Origin of the sequence: Pseudorhodobacter sp. MZDSW-24AT, assembly GCF_002794355.1 — a bacterium.
In the GTDB taxonomy this organism is placed as follows: Bacteria; Pseudomonadota; Alphaproteobacteria; order Rhodobacterales; family Rhodobacteraceae; genus Pseudotabrizicola.
Genome location: NZ_PGOI01000005.1, coordinates 23,020 through 40,904 on the forward strand (window position 1 = coordinate 23,020; position 17,885 = coordinate 40,904).

Here is a 17,885-nt window from a genome sequence, read left to right on the forward strand (position 1 = left end):
GATGAACACCAGCACAAGCACCTTCGTCCGCACCGAGATGCTGCCGCAACAGGCCCCGCCGATCACCGAGTCGGGGGCCGTGAAATGGCTGCGCGAAAATCTGTTCTCGTCGGTGCTCAACACCATCCTCACCATCCTCGGCATCGCTGCGGTGGCCTATCTGGTGATCCACATCGCGCCTTGGCTGTCACGCTCGGTCTGGAACGCGAATTCGCTGAGCGAATGCCGCCAGATCATCGCCGAACGCTATGGCGAAGGCGTCACCGGGGCCTGCTGGGCGGTCATCCGCGAACGCTGGCCGCAATACCTGTTCGGCTTCTACCCGTCGCACCTGTATTGGCGCCCGGTTCTGGCCTTCGTGCTCCTGTGCGTCGCCGTGGCCCCGGTGCTGTTCGACAAACTGCCGCGCAAGATGCTGTGGTTCTCGCTGATCTACCCGGCGGTCGGCTTCTGGCTTTTGTGGGGCGGGTCGGTCTGGGTGCCGGTCATGGCGCTGGCAGGCTTTGCCATCGGCTATGCCGCCGCCAAGATCGTCAAGCCCATCGCCGGCACCATCCTTGCCACCATCGCTGCGGTGCTGGCGCCGGTGCTGTGGTGGCTCTTCCTTGCCGGTCCTGCCGCCGAGGCGCTGCAATCCATCCTGCCCATTGCCCTGCAATCGGTGCGCTCGCGTGAGTTTGGCGGCTTTGTGCTGGCCTTCACCATCGGCTTCACCGGGATTGCCTTCTCGCTGCCCTTGGGCGTGATGCTGGCCCTTGGGCGTCAGTCCGACATGTTCATCGTGAACAAGCTCTCGGTCGGGTTCATCGAGTTCATCCGGGGCGTGCCGCTGATCACCCTGCTGTTCACGGCCTCGTTGCTGTTGAACTACTTCCTGCCGCCGGGCACCGATTTCGACATCATCCTGCGCGTCATCATCATGGTGGTCCTGTTTGCCGCCGCCTATATCGCCGAAGTGGTGCGCGGTGGCCTCGCCGCCTTGCCACGCGGGCAGTATGAAGCCGCCGACGCACTGGGGCTCGATTATTGGAAGGCGCAGCGGCTCATCATCATGCCGCAGGCGCTGAAAATCTCGATCCCCGGCATCGTGTCCACCTTCATCGGCCTGTTCAAGGACACCACGCTGGTGGTTTTCGTGGGCCTTCTCGACCCGCTGAAAGGCATCACCGATGCCGTGCGCGCCTCGACCGACTGGAAGGGCATCTATTGGGAGCCGTATATCTTTGTCGGCACCATCTTCTTTGTCTTCTGCTTCGCCATGTCGCGATACTCGATGTATCTCGAAGGCAAGCTGAAAACCGATCATCGCTAAGGGAGCCGGAACATGTCCGAAGCCACAGCCCGCCAGATTGACCCGTCCCAGATGAAGGTCAGCGACGAAGTTGCCATCCAGATCACGCAGATGAACAAATGGTATGGCACCTTTCACGTTCTGCGCGACATCAACATGACCGTGAACCGGGGGGAGCGCATCGTCATTTGCGGCCCGTCCGGGTCCGGCAAATCCACCCTGATCCGCTGCATCAACCGGCTGGAGGAACACCAGCAAGGCCAGATCATCGTCGACGGCACCGAACTGACCTCGGACCTGAAAAACATCGACAAGGTCCGGTCCGAAGTGGGCATGGTGTTTCAGCACTTCAACCTCTTCCCGCATCTGACCATTCTGGAAAACTGCACGCTCGCCCCGATCTGGGTCCGCAAGACCCCGAAGAAAGAGGCCGAGGAAATCGCCATGCACTTCCTGCGCAAGGTAAAGATCCCGGAACAGGCGAACAAATATCCCGGCCAGTTGTCGGGCGGTCAGCAGCAGCGGGTGGCCATCGCGCGTTCGCTCTGCATGAAGCCACGCATCATGCTGTTTGACGAACCCACCTCGGCGCTGGACCCCGAGATGATCAAGGAAGTGCTGGATACCATGATCCAGCTGGCCGAAGAGGGGATGACCATGCTCTGCGTCACCCATGAAATGGGCTTTGCGCAAGCCGTGGCAAACCGGGTGATCTTCATGGACCAAGGCCAGATCGTCGAACAGAACGCCCCGAAAGAGTTCTTCTCGAACCCGCAATCCGACCGGACCAAACTGTTCCTGTCGCAGATTCTGGGGCATTGACCGCAAAGGTCGGCACTACGCAAATTGGAAAAGGGCCCCTGCGGGGGCCCTTTTCCATGGAATGGGATGGCAGGCTATTTCAGACGCTCTGCAATCCACATCTTGATAAGGGATTGCCGGGTCACGCCGAGATGTTGGGCTTGCCGGTCCAAGGCGTCCACCACCCATGCCGGAAAATCCACGTTCACCCGTTTGGGCGCATCTTGCGGGCGGCGTGCCTTTGACCAATCCACCGCGTCGCCCAGATCTTCCCCGGCGTCGAATTTGGCGTCGAATTCAGTGGCCTTCATACACGCTGATCTCCTCTTTGCGCGCCCGCCGCACCGATATGATCCGAAGGCCGCCTGCGCGTGGCGTCCAGATCGCCGCCCAATGCCTGCCCTCGATCCTGCCGATCCCGATAAAGCGTGGCTCGTCCAGGGTTTTCGCCGGGGCGACGATCAACCAAGGGTCGTCCCACAGCGCCTGTGCCTGTTCAAAATCAATGCCATGCTTGGCGCGGTTTGCAGCACTTTTGGCAGGATCAAACTCGAACGGCATGGGTGAATATGGTATAGAAACTATACAATTTCAAGCAGGCCGTCTGCGCAGGCAGAGCGACGCCGATGGGGGCCCAAACCTCAGCCCTCAGCCTTGCCCGATGCTTTGGCCTTCATCTGCGCCAAAAGCTCTTCCTTGCTCGGGCGCTTGTTGGGGATCTTGGTGGGGGCCTTGGCCTTCAACGCCTTGCCCGGCTGGGCACTGGGGTCTTTCTGGCGCGATTGGTCTTTGCTCAGTTTCGGGTTGCCCGATTTGCCGTAATCCATGGCCTGTCGCCTTGTCCTAGAGTCTGATCCTGCGTCATGCCCGAAAGACGCTTGGGCCGCAAGCTCGGCCCTGCTGCGGGCTCCATGTGGGAAATCGTGAAGATTTCGTAAAGTTGAAAAGCCAAGCCCTTGATTCTACGGCCCCTCCCTTTGTGTAACACAGGGGGAAGGGCCGCGCGCGGTCAGGCCATGATCTCGCGCGGGACGATGAAATCCTCCACCCGCCCGCGCCCGAAATCCACCTCGGCCCAGCTTTCCACCGCGAAGTCCACCACCAGCGTGGCCCCGGTGGGGTAGCGCGCAAACTCGGGGTTCAAGGGCGCCTTCGCCGCGATCCGCCCGGCAAATTCCGCGATGCCGGGGTTATGCCCGATCATCATCACCGTCTCGGCCGAGGCATGGCGCAGCACCGCCAGCATCACCTCTGGCCCGGCATGATAGAGCGCCGGCTTGAGCGCCAGCACCGGCGCGCCCGGCAGGGAAGGGGCGATCCGCTCCCATGTCTGGCGGGTCCGCAAGCTGTCCGAGCACAGCACCTCACCCGGCACATAGCCGCGGCTGGCCAGCCATTGCCCCAGATCCGCCGCCGCCCCACGCCCCCGTTCGTTCAGGGGCCGCTCATGGTCCGGCGTCAGCGGGTCATCCCAGCTCGATTTCGCATGCCGCGTCAAGATCAGGCGCTTCATTCCACTCCCCCCAAACAACGGGCGGTTACCCCGCCCTGTGGAATCGACCCATGTGATAGGCCGACTGTTCGGCAAGTCTTGCATAGCCATGCGACACCGGGCAAGCGCGGCGAACCTTGCATCCGCCTTGCAGGCACTCCGCCCCCTCCGGGGTGTCCAGATAGCCATGGCAGGCCGCCAGATCATAACCCTGCTCCGTCAGCGCGCCGACCGGGCACGCGTCGCGGCATGGCCGGGCACAACCGTCACAGGGCCGTTTCCCCGAGGCGAAGTCAAAGCGCTCCCGCAGGATCAACGCCCCCCGCAGGCTGACCAGCAACCCTTGGCTGCGATGCACCAAAAGCCTGACCGGGCTTTCCCAGATCTGCCCGCTCCGCAAGGCCCAGGCGTAAAACGGATGATAGGGTGGCCCGCCAAAGGGAAAGCGCGCCTTGCCGCCCAGATCACAGGCCAGCCGCCCGATCACCCGGCGCGACCAACTGTCCACCGGATCGGCAGCGCCCCATTCCGGCTGACACTTCAGATGCGCCCAGAACCCGGGCTCCTGCGGGCCAAGCAACACCACCGAACGCGCCCAGTCCGGGAACTCCGGCTCCCCCGTGCAGTCAAACCCGCCCAGCACTTTTAGAAAATGCGGGGCAAGCCGTGCGCTCAATCGGTCAAGGGAGGGCTCTTGCATTTGCACCTTTCCCAAATACTCCCGCCGGAGGCATCCCACGATCGGCCGGGCGTGCCGGGTTGATCAGCGGCGTACCAGAGGCTTGACCCGCGGCTCGGTCGAGCGGATCTGGCTGCCCGCGCCGTGATCGGTGAACAGCTCGAGCAGGCAGGCATTGGGGATGCGGCCATCCAGAATCGTCACCGCCCGCGTCCCCTGTTCAATGGCCAACAGCGCGGTTTCGGTCTTGGGGATCATTCCGCCCGAGATCACACCTTCGGCGGTCATCTTGCGGATCTCATCGGGGGTGATCTGCGTCATCACTTCGCCGGCCGCGTTCTTGACGCCGGCGACATCGGTCAGCAGCAGCAGACGATCCGCCTGCAAGGCGCCCGCGATGGCCCCGGCGGCGGTGTCGCCGTTGACATTGAAGGTTTCATTATCCGCCATCCCGGTGCCGACGGGCGCGATCACCGGGATGATCCCGGCCTTGTAAAGATCGCGCAGAACCTGCACGTTCATCTCGACTGGACGACCGACGAAGCCGAGTTCCGGATCATCCGCTTCGCAGACCATCAGGTCATCGTCCTTGCCCGAGATGCCGACCGCACGGCCGCCTGCATCCATGATGGCTTGCACGATGCGCTTGTTCACAAGGCCGGAAAGGATCATTTCCACCACCTGAACGGTGGCCTTGTCGGTCACCCGCTTTCCGCGCACGAAATCGGATTTGATGCCCAGCTTGTTCAGCATGTCGTTGATCATCGGACCGCCGCCATGCACGACCACCGGGTTCACACCCACCTGACGCATCAGCACGATGTCGCGGGCAAATTCCGCCATGGCGGCATCATCCCCCATCGCATTGCCGCCGAACTTCACCACCACAACCGAGTCGGCGTAGCGTTGCAGATAGGGCAGGGCTTCGGAGAGCATCTTGGCGGTGTTCAGGGCATCTTGCATGGTCAGGGTCTGCTGTTTCATGGGGCCTCCGGGGGTTGCAGGTTCGTAACCCCTTTGCGGCGGCCTGCCAAGCACCCAGTCCCGCCTTGCCTTTCCTGAGCGTAAGCGTAGGGTTTGCCGCAGCCAAGGAGTGCGTCATGCCTGACCAGAAAACCATTGTTCTCACCGGGGCTTCCCGCGGGATCGGCCATGCGACGGTCAAGCGGTTCTCGGCCGAAGGCTGGCGGGTGCTGACCTGTTCGCGCCAGCCGTTTGATCCGCGCTGCCCTTGGCCGGGCGGCGAAGACAATCACATTCAGTTGGATCTGGCCGATCCGAACAAGACCATCGCCGCGATCGAGACGATCAAGCAAAAGGTGAACGGGCGGCTGGATGCCTTGGTGAACAACGCGGGCATCAGCCCCAAGGGGCCGGATGGGGCGCGGTTGAACACGCTCGACACCGATCTGCGGACCTGGGGGCAGGTGTTTCACGTCAATTTCTTCTCCTCGGTGATCATGGCGCGCGGCCTGCGCGAAGAACTGGCGGCGGCCAAGGGGTCGGTGGTCAATGTCACCTCGATCGCCGGGGTGCGGGTACATCCCTTTGCAGGCGCGGCCTATGCCACGTCCAAGGCGGCGCTGGCGGCGCTGACGCGGGAGATGGCGCATGATTTCGGGCCCTTGGGCGTGCGGGTCAATGCGATTGCGCCGGGGGAGGTGGAGACTGCGATCCTGTCGCCCGGAACGGACAAGATCGTGGAAAAGCTGCCGATGCAAAGGCTGGGCCAGCCCAAGGAAGTGGCTGATGTGATCTGGTTTCTGTGCTCGGACCAGTCGAGCTATATTTCCGGGGCCGAGATCGAGGTGAACGGGGCGCAGCACGTCTGACGGGGCGCTTCCTGCGGAGCACCCGCAGCGAGGAAAGCGGCAACGCTTGACGAGCGCCCCTTGCTGCCCGCATATCCGGGCATCCCAGCGGAGGCCCCCATGCTTGACGAAGCCGACGACATTCACCCGTTGTTTCATGGTGCCCCCAAGGGGCTGGAGTTTCGCAAGCTGCGCAAACGGCTGGTGCAGCAGGCGCGGGAGGCGATTGACACCTATGGCATGGCCCGCCCCGGTGACCGCTGGCTGGTCTGCCTGTCTGGCGGCAAGGACAGCTATACCCTTTTGGCGGTCTTGCATGAGCTGAAGTGGCGCGGTTTGCTGCCGGTGGATCTTCTGGCCTGCAATCTGGATCAAGGCCAGCCCGGATTTCCCGCCACGGTTCTGCCAGAGTTTCTGAACCGGATGGGGGTGGAGCATCGGATCGAGTATCAAGACACGTATTCGGTGGTGATCGACAAGATCAAGCCGGGCGGCACGATGTGCTCTTTGTGTTCACGGCTGCGGCGGGGCAATCTGTATCGCATCGCCCGTGAAGAAGGCTGCTCGACGGTGGTGCTGGGCCATCACAGGGACGATATTCTTGAGACGTTCTTCATGAACCTGTTCCATGGGGGCCGATTGGCAAGCATGCCCCCACGGCTGCTGAACGAGGACGGTGATCTCTTTGTCGCGCGCCCCTTGGCCTTTGTGGCCGAGGCCGATTGCGCGCGTTTCGCGCAGGCGATGAATTACCCGATCATCCCCTGCGACCTGTGCGGCAGTCAGGAAGGCTTGCAGCGGGCGCAGGTGAAAAAGCTGCTGGATGACTGGGAGGCGCGGGTGCCCGGACGGCGGCAGGTGATGTTCCGGTCGCTGATGAATGTGCGGCCTTCGCATCTGGCCGATCCGGCGCTGTTCGATTTTGCCGGGCTGATGCAGCAGGTTTCTGGCAATCTGGAAAATCCTCCGCACTTGCGCGACGCAGATTAAACAATCGCTCACCTGCCCGCGCTAGCCTTTGTGTGGGGGCAAGCGGCCCTTGGCACCACGGGGGCGGCATGCAGGGCAAAGCAGTCGGCGCAGCGGCAAGGTGGCGGAACCTGCGGTCCATCGCGCGCACCGATGGGCTGATTCTGCTGCCTGCCTTGTCGCTTGCCGCCTATTGGCTGGCAGGAGAGGCGGGGCTGTTGACCCTTGCGGTCGCGGCACCGCTGGTTTTGGCCGTGCTGGGGCGGGGCAAGCCGCGGGCGGCCCCTCCGGCGGTCGCGCCCGGTCTTGAAGGTTTCGCGACCGAGGCGCGCTTTGTTGCCAATCTGGACCGGGTATTGGATCAGGGGGTGATGAATGCGCGCACCACGGCCTGCTTTGTGCTGATGCTGGATGAGCCCGACCTGCTGGTCGCCCGCCATGGGCGCATGGTGCTTGATCAGGTCATGCTGCGCACAGCCGAACGGTTGAGCTTGTCCTTGCGGGCGGGCGATGTGGTGGCGCGGCTGGCGGGCCATGGCTTTGCCGTCAGTCTGGCCCCGGTCCAAAGGCTTGATCTGGAACAGGCGGTGCAGATTTCGGCGCGGCTGCAGGCGGCGGCAACAGCGCCTTTGGCCGTGGCAGAGGTGACGGTGCACCCGTCTGTTTCGGTGGGGTTCTGTTTGGCGGCCCGTGCGCCCGCGCCCTTGGGCGCGGCCCTTCTGGATGCGGCCCGGACCGCGGGGGATGAGGCGATGCGCAACGGCCCCGGCGCCATCCGCGCCTTTCAGCCCGAGATGGTCGGACGCCGCGCCGACCGCAGCGCCTTGCGCGCAGAGTTGGAGCTTGCCTTGGATGAAGGCCAGATCCGCCCGTGGTTTCAACCGCAACTCTCCACCCACACCGGTGAGATCACCGGGTTCGAGGCTTTGGCCCGGTGGCAGCATCCAAAGCGCGGGCTCATCTCTCCGGCTGAGTTTCTGCCGCTGGTGCATGATGCCGGACTGTCCGGGCGTTTGGGGGAACGCATTCTTTACGGTGCGCTTTCGGCCTTGTCTCGCTGGGATAAGGCGGGGCATCAGATTGCCCGTGTTTCCGTCAACGTCTCGGCAAGCGAACTGGCCGATCCCCGCTTGCCGGATCGGCTCAAATGGGAGCTGGACCGCTTTTCTCTGGCGCCAGAGCGGTTGACGGTGGAAGTGCTGGAATCGGTCACCGCACGCTCTGACGAGGATGTGATCGTGGCCACGCTCACCCGGATTTCCGCTCTGGGCTGCGGCATTGACCTTGATGATTTTGGGACCGGGCAAGCCTCGATTGTGAATATCCGCCGCTTTCCCGTGCGGCGCATCAAAGTGGACCGATGCTTTGTGCAGCGGTGCGATACAGATCCTGCCCAGAAACGCATGGTGGCTGCGATCATGGGCTTGTGTGACCCGCTGGGGTTGGAAACCGTGGCGGAAGGCATAGAAACACCGGGTGAGCATGCGACGGTTGCGCAGTTGGGGTGCAGACACGTGCAGGGCTTTGGCATCGCCCGCCCCATGTCCGTGGAAGAAACCTTTGGCTGGATCGAACGCCATGAGAAGAACAGGGTGAAGGCGCGCCAATTTGGCCGGGGGTGAGCGTTGCGTGGCGGCCTTACCCTGCGGCCTCGGTGCATGCCTTGGCGCCGGGCGCCGCCGCGAGGATCCGCGCAGAAACCGGCGTTCCTGCCCAAGCTGCGTCATCAATACTGGGCCCAAAACCGGAAAACCGCTTGACCTTTGCCGCCCCCTTCTGTTGAACGACCGCTGACCTGAACAATGGTGGCGGAAGTCCCGATGGACGATCAGAACAAGAACCTTATCCTCGCAACTGTGTTGTCCTTTGTGGTCATCATGGTCTGGTTTGTGCTGTTTCCGCCGCCAGAACCTGTGGTCGACCCGAATGCGCCGACAGTGACGGCGACGGACGCCACGACTCCCCCCGCAGCGGTGCAGCCGGGTGGGACAGCGACGGCAACAGCCGATGGCGCCGCGCCAGCGGCCGAGGCGCCGCGCCTGACCATCGATACGCCAGAGCTGACCGGGTCTATCTCGCTGCTTGGCGGACGGATCGACGATCTGGAGCTGAAAACCTATCAGCAAACGCTGGATGAGGATTCCGGAATCGTGCGGCTGCTGGCCCCGGTGGGACAGCCGAATGCCTATTACGCCCTGTTTGGCTGGGGGCCTGCGGGCGCGCTTGGCTTTGAAGACGTGCCCGGAGCCAATACCGAATGGATGCCCGCAGGCGGCGGCACCTTGTCGCCCGGTCAACCCGTCACCCTGCGCTGGGACAATGGCAACGGGCTGAACTTTACCCGCGAAATTTCGGTGGACGAACATTTCATGTTCACCGTGACCGAGAGCGTGCAGAACACCGGCACCGCCGAGGCGCGGCTGTTCCCTTACGGGATCGTGGCCCGTCATGGCAAACCGACCAATCTTGAGAATTTCTTTGTCAGCCACGAAGGCGTGGTCGCCCGCGCCGATGGCAAGCTGACGGAAACCGATTATGACGACGTGGCCGATCTGCCCCTGGTCGAGCGGGAAGGCGCGCAAGCCACCGTCGTCGAGGCGCAGACCGACGGCTGGATCGGGTTTACCGACAAATACTGGATGACGGTGCTGGTGCCAGAGCAAGGCAAGCCCTTCACCTCGGTGACGAAATTCGTGCCGCAGGCCAATATCTACCAGACCGAGACGCGGCAGGCCGTGGTGGCCGTCGCCCCCGGCGAGACGGTGACCACCACTCAACGGCTGTTTGCCGGGGCCAAGCGGTGGGAAACCCTGCGCGCCTATCAGAACGAAGGCGCCATCGGTGCCACCGCACAGCCGATCCCGGGGTTCATCGATACCATCGACTGGGGCTGGTTCTTCTTCCTGACCAAGCCGATCTTTGCGCTGCTGCACTGGCTGAACGCGACCATCGGCAACATGGGTCTGGCCATCATTGCGCTGACCTTCATCCTGAAGCTGCTGGTTCTGCCGCTGGCCTATAAGTCCTATGTCAGCATGGCGCGGATGAAGGAGTTGCAGCCCGAGATGGAGGCGCTGAAAGAGCGCGCGGGCGATGACAAGCAGATGATGCAGCGCGAGATGATGAAGCTGTACAAGGACAAGAAGGTGAACCCGGCTGCGGGATGCCTGCCGATCCTGATCCAGATCCCCATCTTCTTTGCGCTGTATAAGGTGATCTTTGTCACCATCGAATTGCGGCATGCCCCGTTCTTTGGCTGGCTGAATGACCTGTCGGCCCCGGACAGTTCGTCGATCTTCAACCTGTTCGGGCTGCTGCCTTGGGCCGCTCCGGAGCCGACCAGCATCCTTGCGCTGATCTTCATTGGCGTGCTTCCGATCCTCTTGGGCATCAGCATGTGGTTGCAGCAAAAGCTGAACCCGGCTCCCACCGATCCGACGCAGCAGATGATCTTTGCGTGGATGCCTTGGGTCTTCATGTTCATGCTGGGCGGCTTTGCCAGCGGTCTGGTCGTCTACTGGATCACCAACAACGTGATCACCTTCGGCCAGCAATATGCGATCATGCGCAGTCATGGGCACAAGCCGGACTTGTTCGGCAACATCAAGTCGAGCTTCAAGCGCAAGCAGCCGGTGCCCGTGGCCGACAAGAGTGTGAAGTCCAAGAAGAAATGATCCGGCTGGCCCACATTTGCCGCCATCCGATCAAATCCATCGGCTTTGAGGAACTGGCAAGCGCGTCCCTGACACAGGGGCGCGCTTTGCCGTTCGACCGGGAATGGGCCGTGCTGCATGACGCCGCCAAGGTGGAACGCTTGGCAGGCTGGGCGGCAAAGATGAATTTTCTGCGCGGTGTGGCGGGGCCAGACCTGATGGCCATTCGTGCGCGACTGGATGAGGCGGCGCGGGAGGTGACGTTGCACCATCCCAAGGCCGGTGAGATTGTCGTGGCACCCGACCGGGACGAGGCGGCCTTGCTTGCATGGCTTCGGCCGCTCTGGCCGCAAGACCGCCCGGCACCGGCCCGGGTGGGGCATGTGCGCGGGCAGGCGATGACTGATGTGCCCGAGCCTTACGTCGCGGTGCTCAATCTTGCGTCCAATGCCGATCTTGGCGCGCGGCTTGGCTGCGATTTGTCTGTGCATCGCTGGCGTGGCAATCTGTGGCTGGAAGGGCTGGCACCTTGGGCCGAAGGTGATCTTTTGGGGCGCAGCCTGCGGATCGGCGGGGCCGAACTGCGGCTGGTGGAGCGGATCACCCGCTGCAAGGCCACGACCGTTAACCCCGAGACAGGCAGGGCAGACGCCGATACGCTGGGCGCATTGCAAAGCGCCTTTGGCCATCAGGACTTTGGCATTTACGCCTTGGTCACGAAATCCGGTCCCATTGCCTGTGGCGACCCTGTGGAGGTGCTATGAGCGCTGCGCGTTTTCCCTTGGCCGAGTTGCCAGATGACCAGCCCCGTGAACTGGGGCGGCTGCTGTTTGCGGGGCCTGTCGACTTTGTCAAAGGCGTTGTTGCCATGCCCGGGCTGCCACCGGCGGATCGGATTGAGGTGTGCTTTGCCGGGCGGTCGAATGTCGGTAAATCCAGCCTGATCAACGCGCTGACCGGGCGCAAGACACTGGCGCGCGCGTCGAACACGCCGGGCCGCACGCAAGAGATCAACTATTTCGCTCTGGGTGCGCAGCGCTACATGGTCGACCTGCCGGGCTACGGCTATGCCGAGGCGCCGGTGGCCATTGTCGAGAAATGGCAGGCGCTGCTGCGGTCTTATCTGCAAGGGCGGCAGACCTTGCGGCGGGCCTTCGTGCTCATCGACATGCGGCATGGGGTGAAGGCAGTGGATCAGGAGATCCTGACGCTGCTCGACAAATCCGCCGTGACCTTTCAGGTGGTGTTGACCAAGGCCGACAAGGTGAATGCCGCCACGCGGGCCGAGACGATTGCGCAAGTTCAGGCGGCGCTGACCAAGCATCCGGCGGCCTTTCCCGAAATCGTGGTGACGAGTTCGGAAAAGGGTGAGGGCATTGAGACGCTAAGGGCGATCATCGCCACGCTGGAGTGAGGCGTCATGCGCCGGGTCCGCGCCCGGCACCGGGTCGTAGCCGTGGCCGCCCCAAGGGTGGCAGCGGCACAGACGGTGGGCCATTAGATAGCCGCCCTTGATCCCGCCATGCCGCTGGAGCGCCTCGAGGGCATAGACCGAACAGGTGGGCTGAAAGCGGCAGCCATGGCCGACCCACGGCGAAAGCAGCAGGCGATAGGCGCGCACGGGCAAGGCCACCAGATGCGCGAGCGGCGTCATGCGCGGCGCGTCATTTGCGCGGGCCATGCACGGCACGCAGCGCGCCTTCGAGATCGGCCAGCAGCAGCGTGAAGGGACGGTCCACCGTCACCCCGGGACGGGCGACCAGCACATAATCCCATCCGGGTTGTGCAAGGGCGGGCAGCACGGCCCGCGCCACTTCACGCAACCGACGCTTGGCGCGGTTGCGAAACACGGCGTTGCCGATCTTCTTGGACGCGGTAAAGCCAACCTGCACCCCGGCGGTGCCATCGTGGCGGTTGCGCGCTTGCAGCAGAAAACCACCGGTTCCCTGTCTGCGGGCAGAGGCTGCACGCAAAAACTCGGGCCGGTGGCGCAAGGTGCTTATGCAAAGCGAAACCGCCAGAGGCGCATCAGGCGCTTCGGCTGCATTGCCTTGGCCTGTATCCTCTGACGGCATCATGTCTTGCCTATCCATATGCGGCCCGGAAAGGGGCCAGCAGGATTATGCGGACAGCTTGTGACGGCCCTTGGCGCGGCGGGCGGCCAGCACCAGACGACCACCTTTGGTGGCCATGCGGGCGCGGAAACCATGGCGGCGCTTGCGGACCAGGTTGGACGGTTGGTATGTGCGCTTCATCGCGGCTCTCCATCAGACGGCTTGCCCGAACCTCAAGGATTCGAGGGCAGGGAACTTGAAGCCCGTCCTTTACGCAGGCTTTGCGCCCAAGTCAACGCAGGCTGCGCCGAATTCCGCCAACAAAACACAGAAGCTGTGTTCTGTGGCAATCGATCAAGGCCGCGTGAAGGCTCTGTTGCAAAGCCGTTTTGCGGAAACACATACCGCCTGTCCTGCGTAGGAAAAGCAAGACCCGCCGAAAGGATTCCATGTCAGCCTCTGCATCCCCTTGGGCCAAGCGCCTGCCGATCCTTGCCATTGGCCTTGTGGCTGTGGTGGGAGCGTTCTTGCTGCGCGACCAGATCAGTTTTGACACGCTGGCCCGGCATCGCGACAGCTTGCTGGCCTTTCGAGAGAGTCATTTTGCCTTTGCCAGTCTGGCCTTTGTGGCGGCCTATATCACCATTGTGGGCTTCAGCCTGCCGGGGGCCACGGTTGCGACGCTGACGGGGGGCTTTCTGTTCGGTTTGTTTCCGGGCGTGCTTTACAATGTCGGCGGGGCCACGCTGGGGGCGATTGTGGTGTTTCTGGCGGCCCGCGCGGGTTTTGGTGCGGATGTCGCCGCCCGGATCGAAGGCAGCGGTGGGGCGGCGGCGCGCTTGCAGAACGCTTTGCGTGAAAACGAATGGTCGGCGCTGTTGATCATGCGGCTGGTGCCCGGGGTGCCCTTCTTTGTTGCGAATTTGCTGCCGGCTTTTGTGGGCACCTCGGTTTTGCGGTTTGCGGTGACCACCTTTGTTGGGATCATTCCGGGCACATTTGTGTTTACCTCGGTGGGGGCGGGTTTGGGGGAGGTGTTCGCGCGGGGCGAGACGCCGGATCTGTCGATCCTGTTTGCCCCGCATGTTCTGGGCCCAATGCTTGGGCTGGCCGCGCTGTCGGCGGTTCCGATCCTTATGAAGCGTTTCAAGAAAGAGGCCTGACATGCGCCAGATCGACACGGATATTTGCATCATCGGTGCGGGGTCGGGCGGCCTGTCTGTTGCGGCAGGCGCCGTGCAGATGGGCGCGCGCGTGGTGCTGATCGAGGGCGGCGAGATGGGCGGAGATTGCCTGAACGCGGGCTGCATCCCATCGAAAGCGCTGATCGCCGCAGCAAAGGCGGCGCAGGCGATGCGCGACGGTGCCAGATACGGCATCACGCCGGTGGAACCAGAGGTGGATTTCGGCGCCGTCAAAGACCATGTGGCGCAGGTGATCCAGACCATCGCCCCGATCGACAGTCAGGAAAGGTTCGAGGGACTGGGCGTGCAGGTCATCCGGGCATGGGCGCGTTTTACAGGCCCTGATTCGGTCGAAGCGGGGGAGACGCGCATCAAGGCCCGGCGCTTTGTCATCGCCACCGGGAGCCGTCCGCTGGTGCCGCCGATCCCGGGGGCAGAATCCGTGCCCTATCTGACAAACGAAACGATCTTTGACCTGCGGGAGCGGCCTGCCCATTTGATGATCATCGGGGGCGGTCCGATCGGAATGGAAATGGCGCAGGCGCATCGGCGGCTTGGGTGCCAAGTGACGGTGATCGAAGGCTCTCGGGCCTTGGGTCGTGATGACCCCGAGCTGGCGGCGGTGGTGCTGCACCGTTTGCGCGCCGAAGGGGTGGATATTCTGGAAGATGCCGAGGTGACGGCACTTGCCGGAGCGGCCGGGGACATCACGGTAACGCTGAAGGACGGGCGCACTGTGCAAGGCTCGCATCTGCTGATCGCGGTCGGGCGCAAGGTGCATCTGGAGTCGCTGAATCTTGAGGCTGCCGGTGTGCAACATGACCGTAAAGGCGTGACAGTCGGTGCGGATCTGCGCAGTTCGAATCGGCGCGTCTATGCGGTGGGGGATGCCGCAGGCGGGCTGCAATTCACCCATGTGGCAGGCTATCACGCCGGGATTGTGATCCGGCAGATCGTGCTGGGCCTGCCCGCCAAGGCCAGGACGCGCCACATCCCTTGGGTCACCTATACCGATCCGGAACTGGCGCAGGTTGGCCTGACCGAGGCAGAGGCCCGCAAAGAGCACGGCGCAGGGGTGACGGTTCTGTGTCAGGAATTCCACCACAACGACCGCGCGCAGGCCGAGGGCAAGACCACCGGGCTGCTGAAGGTCATGGTGGTGAAGGGCCGCCCGGTTGGCGTCTCGATCGTGGGGCCGCAGGCGGGGGAACTGATCGGGCTTTGGGCCTTTGCCATTGCGTCGCGCGCAAAGATCAGCGCGATTGCGGGCATGGTGGCCCCCTATCCGACGTTGGGGGAAATCTCGAAACGTGCTGCAGGAGCCTATTTTTCCCCGAAACTCTTTGATAATCCTATGCTCAAGCGGTTCGTGCGTCTGGTGCAGCGGGTTTTGCCCTGACGCGATGCGACAGGAGGACGGGGCAGGGTGAAGGCAAGGCAGGGCGGGTTTTTCAAGACGCTCTCGGGGCGGTTCCTGCTGCTGACAATTGCCTTTGTCATGCTGGCCGAAGTCTTCATTCTGGTGCCGTCCATCGCGCGCTTCCGGGCGGATTACCTGCTGTTGCGGCTGGAGAAGGCGCAGATCGCTTCTTTGGCGCTGTTGACGACGGATGAGGTGATCGCCCCCGATCTGGAAGCCGAGCTTTTGGTGAACGCAGGCGTCTTCAACGTGGTGTTGCGCCGCGATGAAGTGCGCCAGCTTGTGCTGTCCTCTCCGATCCCGGCGGCGATCTATGATACCTATGACCTGCGCGCCTCGGGCCCGCTTGATCTGATCCGCGATGCCTTTGTCGTGCTGCGGGATCCGGTGAATCGGGTGATCCGGGTGATCGGAAATCCCGTGCAGCAAGCGGGTTTGCTGATTGAGGTGACGATGGAAACCGGGCCGCTCAGGCGGGCGATGCTGGATTATGGCCTGCGAATTCTGGTGTTATCGGTGCTGATCTCGGCGGTCACGGCCGTGCTTTTGTTTATCTCGGTGCAGCGGATGATTGTGGCGCCGATCCGCCGCGTGGTGACCCATATGCAGGCCTATGCCGAAGCGCCCGAGGATGCACGCCGGGTGATCGCGCCGACGTCTCCGGTGGTGGAGTTGCGCGCGGCCGAAGATGCGCTGGAAAGCATGCAGAAGCAGCTGACAGGGGCCTTGCGACAGAAAGAACGCTTGGCGCAACTGGGCGGGGCTGTCGCGAAGATCAGCCATGACCTGCGCAACATCCTGACCACGGCGCAGCTCTTCGCCGACCGGATCGAGGGCAGCGCCGATCCGATGGTGGTGCGGGCCGCGCCGAAACTGGTGGGCTCGATCAGCCGCGCGGTCAGCCTGTGCGAGGCGACGCTGGCCTTTGGCAAGGCCGAAGAGCCGCCGCCGCGCCTGCAAAGGCTGGCCTTGCGGCCGCTGGTGGAGGAGGTGGTGGAGGCTGAGGGTTTGCTGGGCGAAAGCCCGGTGACCGCGCTGATCGACATTCCCCCCGGCTTCACCTTGCGCGCGGACAGCGAGCAGCTGTACCGCGTGCTTTCCAACCTCCTGCGCAACGCCCGGCAGGCGATGGAGGCGACGGGGACAGGCGGGACGGTCGAGATCTCGGCTGGCGAGGGGGAGAGCGCGTGGTGGCTGCGGGTGGGCGACACTGGGCCGGGCTTGCCCGCCAAGGCGCGTGAGCATCTGTTCGCGGCCTTCCAAGGCGGCACCCGCAAGGGCGGCACCGGGCTGGGCCTTGCCATCGCGGCCGAATTGATTCGCGGTCATGGGGGGCGGTTGGAGTTGAGCCGCAGCGATTCCGAGGGGACGGAGTTCGTGATTCACCTGCCCAAGCAAGTTTCTGAAAACAGTGTTGTCGGTCTTTAACTTTTGCCCTTGCAAAGCCCGGCGGGGGGGGATACATCGCCCCCATAGCGGACCCGTAGCTCAGCTGGATAGAGCATCAGACTACGAATCTGAGGGTCGGGCGTTCGAATCGCTCCGGGTCCGCCAATTCCCTCTCTTGAAAATATCCCTGTGTTACATGCGGCGTTCTTGCATGGAATCAAAGGCTTAGCATCTGAATGTTCAGGGTTTGTTAATCTTTGCGGTGGCGTGATCCTGCGCAAAGCAAAAAGACTTTCGCCTTGGCACAGGCGAAAGTCTTTCAGGCGGCTCTGGGCCGCTTAGCCCAATACGGGCGGTTCAGACTGCGTTGGTCCGATCAGAATACGTCAATCAGATAAAGAATAATGATGATCGGGATCGGAATGCCGATCAGCCAAGCCAATGCGCCTTTCATAGGATGTCCTTTCAAATCTGGTTGCCTGTCAACGTTGTGACAGCACCTTGGGTTCCGCGCGCGGCGGGGGATTTCGCCTGTCGAGCTTTAGGGGCGCGTTAACCCTGTGATGCGATGCTCATGGGCATGGCGCGATATGTCAGACCGAAATGGACGGGGGCGCGGGTGTTTTTCACCCTGTGCCTCGCCGCACGCGGCAGTGATCTGCTGGTCCAGGAGATTGCCGCCCTGCGCAGTGCCGTCGCGCAGACTCAGGCAGAGCGGCCCTTCGGAATCGCCGCTTGGGTGGTGCTGCCCGATCATTTGCATTGCGTCTGGCAGATGCCAGCCGGGGATCGCGCCTATGGGCTGCGGTGGGCCATGATCAAAGGGCGGTTCTCGCATGGATTGGCGGCGCAGCCGCGATCGCACAGCAAGATCCGCAAGGGTGAAAAAGGGATCTGGCAGCGCCGGTTTTGGGAGCATCACATCCGCGATGAGGCGGATTACGCGGCGCATGTCGCGTATTGTTGGGGCAACCCGGTCAAGCACGGCTTGGTGCGGCACGCCGTGGATTGGCCGTATTCGTCGATCCACCGGGAGATTCGATTGGGATGGGTTGCGCCGGAATGGGGGGGCGGATGAGCGTCGCGGTGTGGCCGTGACGGCGCGTGTGGGGCGAGGGGCGCGTGTTGTGGTGGTAGGCGGG

The 17,885-nt window shown here is 63.1% G+C and carries 21 protein-coding genes and 1 tRNA gene; 13 read left to right on the plus strand and 9 right to left on the minus strand.

What is annotated here, in order from left to right; all coding sequences use genetic code 11:
• Position 1 precedes the first annotated feature (1 nt).
• Positions 2-1,312: an amino acid ABC transporter permease gene (locus CUR21_RS05115; protein WP_100195958.1), complete on the plus strand. Its 1,311-nt coding sequence runs from the start codon at positions 2-4 to the stop codon at positions 1,310-1,312.
• A gap of 12 nt (positions 1,313-1,324) precedes the next feature.
• Positions 1,325-2,113 carry an amino acid ABC transporter ATP-binding protein gene (locus CUR21_RS05120; RefSeq protein WP_100195959.1) on the plus strand — a complete coding sequence of 263 codons (789 nt, stop codon included), beginning with the start codon at positions 1,325-1,327 and terminating at the stop codon, positions 2,111-2,113.
• 74 nt (positions 2,114-2,187) lie between these two features.
• On the opposite strand, the gene brnA is transcribed toward CUR21_RS05120, so the two are convergent.
• The 6 genes from brnA to argB all read right to left on the minus strand — a co-directional run bounded on the left by brnA (position 2,188) and on the right by argB (position 5,226).
• Entirely contained in the window at positions 2,188-2,403 is a 216-nt protein-coding gene (gene brnA, locus CUR21_RS05125; RefSeq protein WP_100195960.1) for a type II toxin-antitoxin system BrnA family antitoxin, read from the minus strand.
• Positions 2,390-2,653, minus strand: coding sequence for a BrnT family toxin (locus tag CUR21_RS05130; RefSeq protein ID WP_100195961.1), 264 nt, complete (start codon positions 2,651-2,653; stop codon positions 2,390-2,392). The genes brnA and CUR21_RS05130 overlap by 14 nt, the downstream gene beginning before the upstream one ends.
• Positions 2,654-2,733: 80 nt before the next feature.
• Positions 2,734-2,919, minus strand: a complete 186-nt coding sequence (locus tag CUR21_RS05135) for a hypothetical protein (RefSeq protein ID WP_100195962.1) — start codon at positions 2,917-2,919, stop codon at positions 2,734-2,736.
• Between the two features lie 182 nt (positions 2,920-3,101).
• Positions 3,102-3,605: a histidine phosphatase family protein gene (locus tag CUR21_RS05140; protein WP_100195963.1), complete on the minus strand. Its 504-nt coding sequence runs from the start codon at positions 3,603-3,605 to the stop codon at positions 3,102-3,104.
• Positions 3,606-3,630: 25 nt separating this feature from the next.
• Complete coding sequence (locus tag CUR21_RS05145; RefSeq protein WP_100195964.1) at positions 3,631-4,284, minus strand: ferredoxin; 654 nt, start codon at positions 4,282-4,284, stop codon at positions 3,631-3,633.
• Positions 4,285-4,347: 63 nt separating this feature from the next.
• On the minus strand, positions 4,348-5,226 hold the full coding sequence (gene argB, locus CUR21_RS05150) for an acetylglutamate kinase (protein WP_369802507.1): 879 nt from the start codon (positions 5,224-5,226) through the stop codon (positions 4,348-4,350).
• Between the two features lie 137 nt (positions 5,227-5,363).
• On the opposite strand from argB, the gene CUR21_RS05155 reads away from it, so the two are divergent.
• The 6 genes from CUR21_RS05155 (at position 5,364) to yihA (ending at position 12,110) form a co-directional block, all read left to right on the plus strand.
• Positions 5,364-6,095, plus strand: coding sequence for an SDR family oxidoreductase (locus tag CUR21_RS05155; RefSeq protein WP_100195966.1), 732 nt, complete (start codon positions 5,364-5,366; stop codon positions 6,093-6,095).
• A gap of 99 nt (positions 6,096-6,194) precedes the next feature.
• The gene (gene ttcA / locus CUR21_RS05160) at positions 6,195-7,064 is read left to right on the plus strand and encodes a tRNA 2-thiocytidine(32) synthetase TtcA (protein ID WP_100195977.1); all 870 of its coding nucleotides are present in this window, start codon (positions 6,195-6,197) and stop codon (positions 7,062-7,064) included.
• Between the two features lie 68 nt (positions 7,065-7,132).
• On the plus strand, positions 7,133-8,665 hold the full coding sequence (locus CUR21_RS05165) for a bifunctional diguanylate cyclase/phosphodiesterase (RefSeq protein WP_100195967.1): 1,533 nt from the start codon (positions 7,133-7,135) through the stop codon (positions 8,663-8,665).
• Between the two features lie 198 nt (positions 8,666-8,863).
• A complete protein-coding gene (gene yidC / locus CUR21_RS05170; protein WP_100195968.1) occupies positions 8,864-10,717 on the plus strand; it encodes a membrane protein insertase YidC in 1,854 nt (617 codons plus the stop codon).
• On the plus strand, positions 10,714-11,460 hold the full coding sequence (locus tag CUR21_RS05175; protein ID WP_100195969.1) for an MOSC domain-containing protein: 747 nt from the start codon (positions 10,714-10,716) through the stop codon (positions 11,458-11,460). The genes yidC and CUR21_RS05175 overlap by 4 nt, the downstream gene beginning before the upstream one ends.
• Positions 11,457-12,110 (plus strand): ribosome biogenesis GTP-binding protein YihA/YsxC, encoded by a 654-nt coding sequence (gene yihA, locus CUR21_RS05180; RefSeq protein WP_100195970.1) that lies wholly within the window; start codon positions 11,457-11,459, stop codon positions 12,108-12,110. The genes CUR21_RS05175 and yihA overlap by 4 nt, the downstream gene beginning before the upstream one ends.
• Here the strand turns inward: yihA and yidD are convergent.
• The 3 genes from yidD to rpmH are packed head-to-tail and all read right to left on the minus strand — an operon-like array spanning position 12,081 to position 12,951.
• Positions 12,081-12,350 (minus strand): membrane protein insertion efficiency factor YidD, encoded by a 270-nt coding sequence (gene yidD, locus CUR21_RS05185; RefSeq protein WP_232622694.1) that lies wholly within the window; start codon positions 12,348-12,350, stop codon positions 12,081-12,083. The two genes, yihA and yidD, sit on opposite strands and share 30 nt — an antisense overlap.
• 10 nt (positions 12,351-12,360) lie before the next feature.
• Positions 12,361-12,774, minus strand: a complete 414-nt coding sequence (rnpA, locus tag CUR21_RS05190) for a ribonuclease P protein component (protein ID WP_100195972.1) — start codon at positions 12,772-12,774, stop codon at positions 12,361-12,363.
• Between the two features lie 42 nt (positions 12,775-12,816).
• A complete protein-coding gene (gene rpmH, locus CUR21_RS05195) occupies positions 12,817-12,951 on the minus strand; it encodes a 50S ribosomal protein L34 (RefSeq protein ID WP_100195973.1) in 135 nt (44 codons plus the stop codon).
• Between the two features lie 248 nt (positions 12,952-13,199).
• On the opposite strand from rpmH, the gene CUR21_RS05200 reads away from it, so the two are divergent.
• The 5 genes from CUR21_RS05200 (at position 13,200) to CUR21_RS05220 (ending at position 17,821) form a co-directional block, all read left to right on the plus strand.
• Positions 13,200-13,913 (plus strand): TVP38/TMEM64 family protein, encoded by a 714-nt coding sequence (locus CUR21_RS05200; protein WP_100195974.1) that lies wholly within the window; start codon positions 13,200-13,202, stop codon positions 13,911-13,913.
• A gap of 1 nt (position 13,914) precedes the next feature.
• Positions 13,915-15,333, plus strand: a complete 1,419-nt coding sequence (locus tag CUR21_RS05205) for an NAD(P)/FAD-dependent oxidoreductase (RefSeq protein WP_100195975.1) — start codon at positions 13,915-13,917, stop codon at positions 15,331-15,333.
• Between the two features lie 99 nt (positions 15,334-15,432).
• Entirely contained in the window at positions 15,433-16,782 is a 1,350-nt protein-coding gene (locus CUR21_RS05210; RefSeq protein WP_100195978.1) for a HAMP domain-containing sensor histidine kinase, read from the plus strand.
• Between the two features lie 49 nt (positions 16,783-16,831).
• A tRNA-Arg gene (locus tag CUR21_RS05215) sits at positions 16,832-16,908 on the plus strand.
• A 415-nt stretch (positions 16,909-17,323) separates the two neighbouring features.
• Positions 17,324-17,821, plus strand: a complete 498-nt coding sequence (locus tag CUR21_RS05220; protein ID WP_100195976.1) for a transposase — start codon at positions 17,324-17,326, stop codon at positions 17,819-17,821.
• The last annotated feature ends 64 nt before the right edge of the window (positions 17,822-17,885 follow it).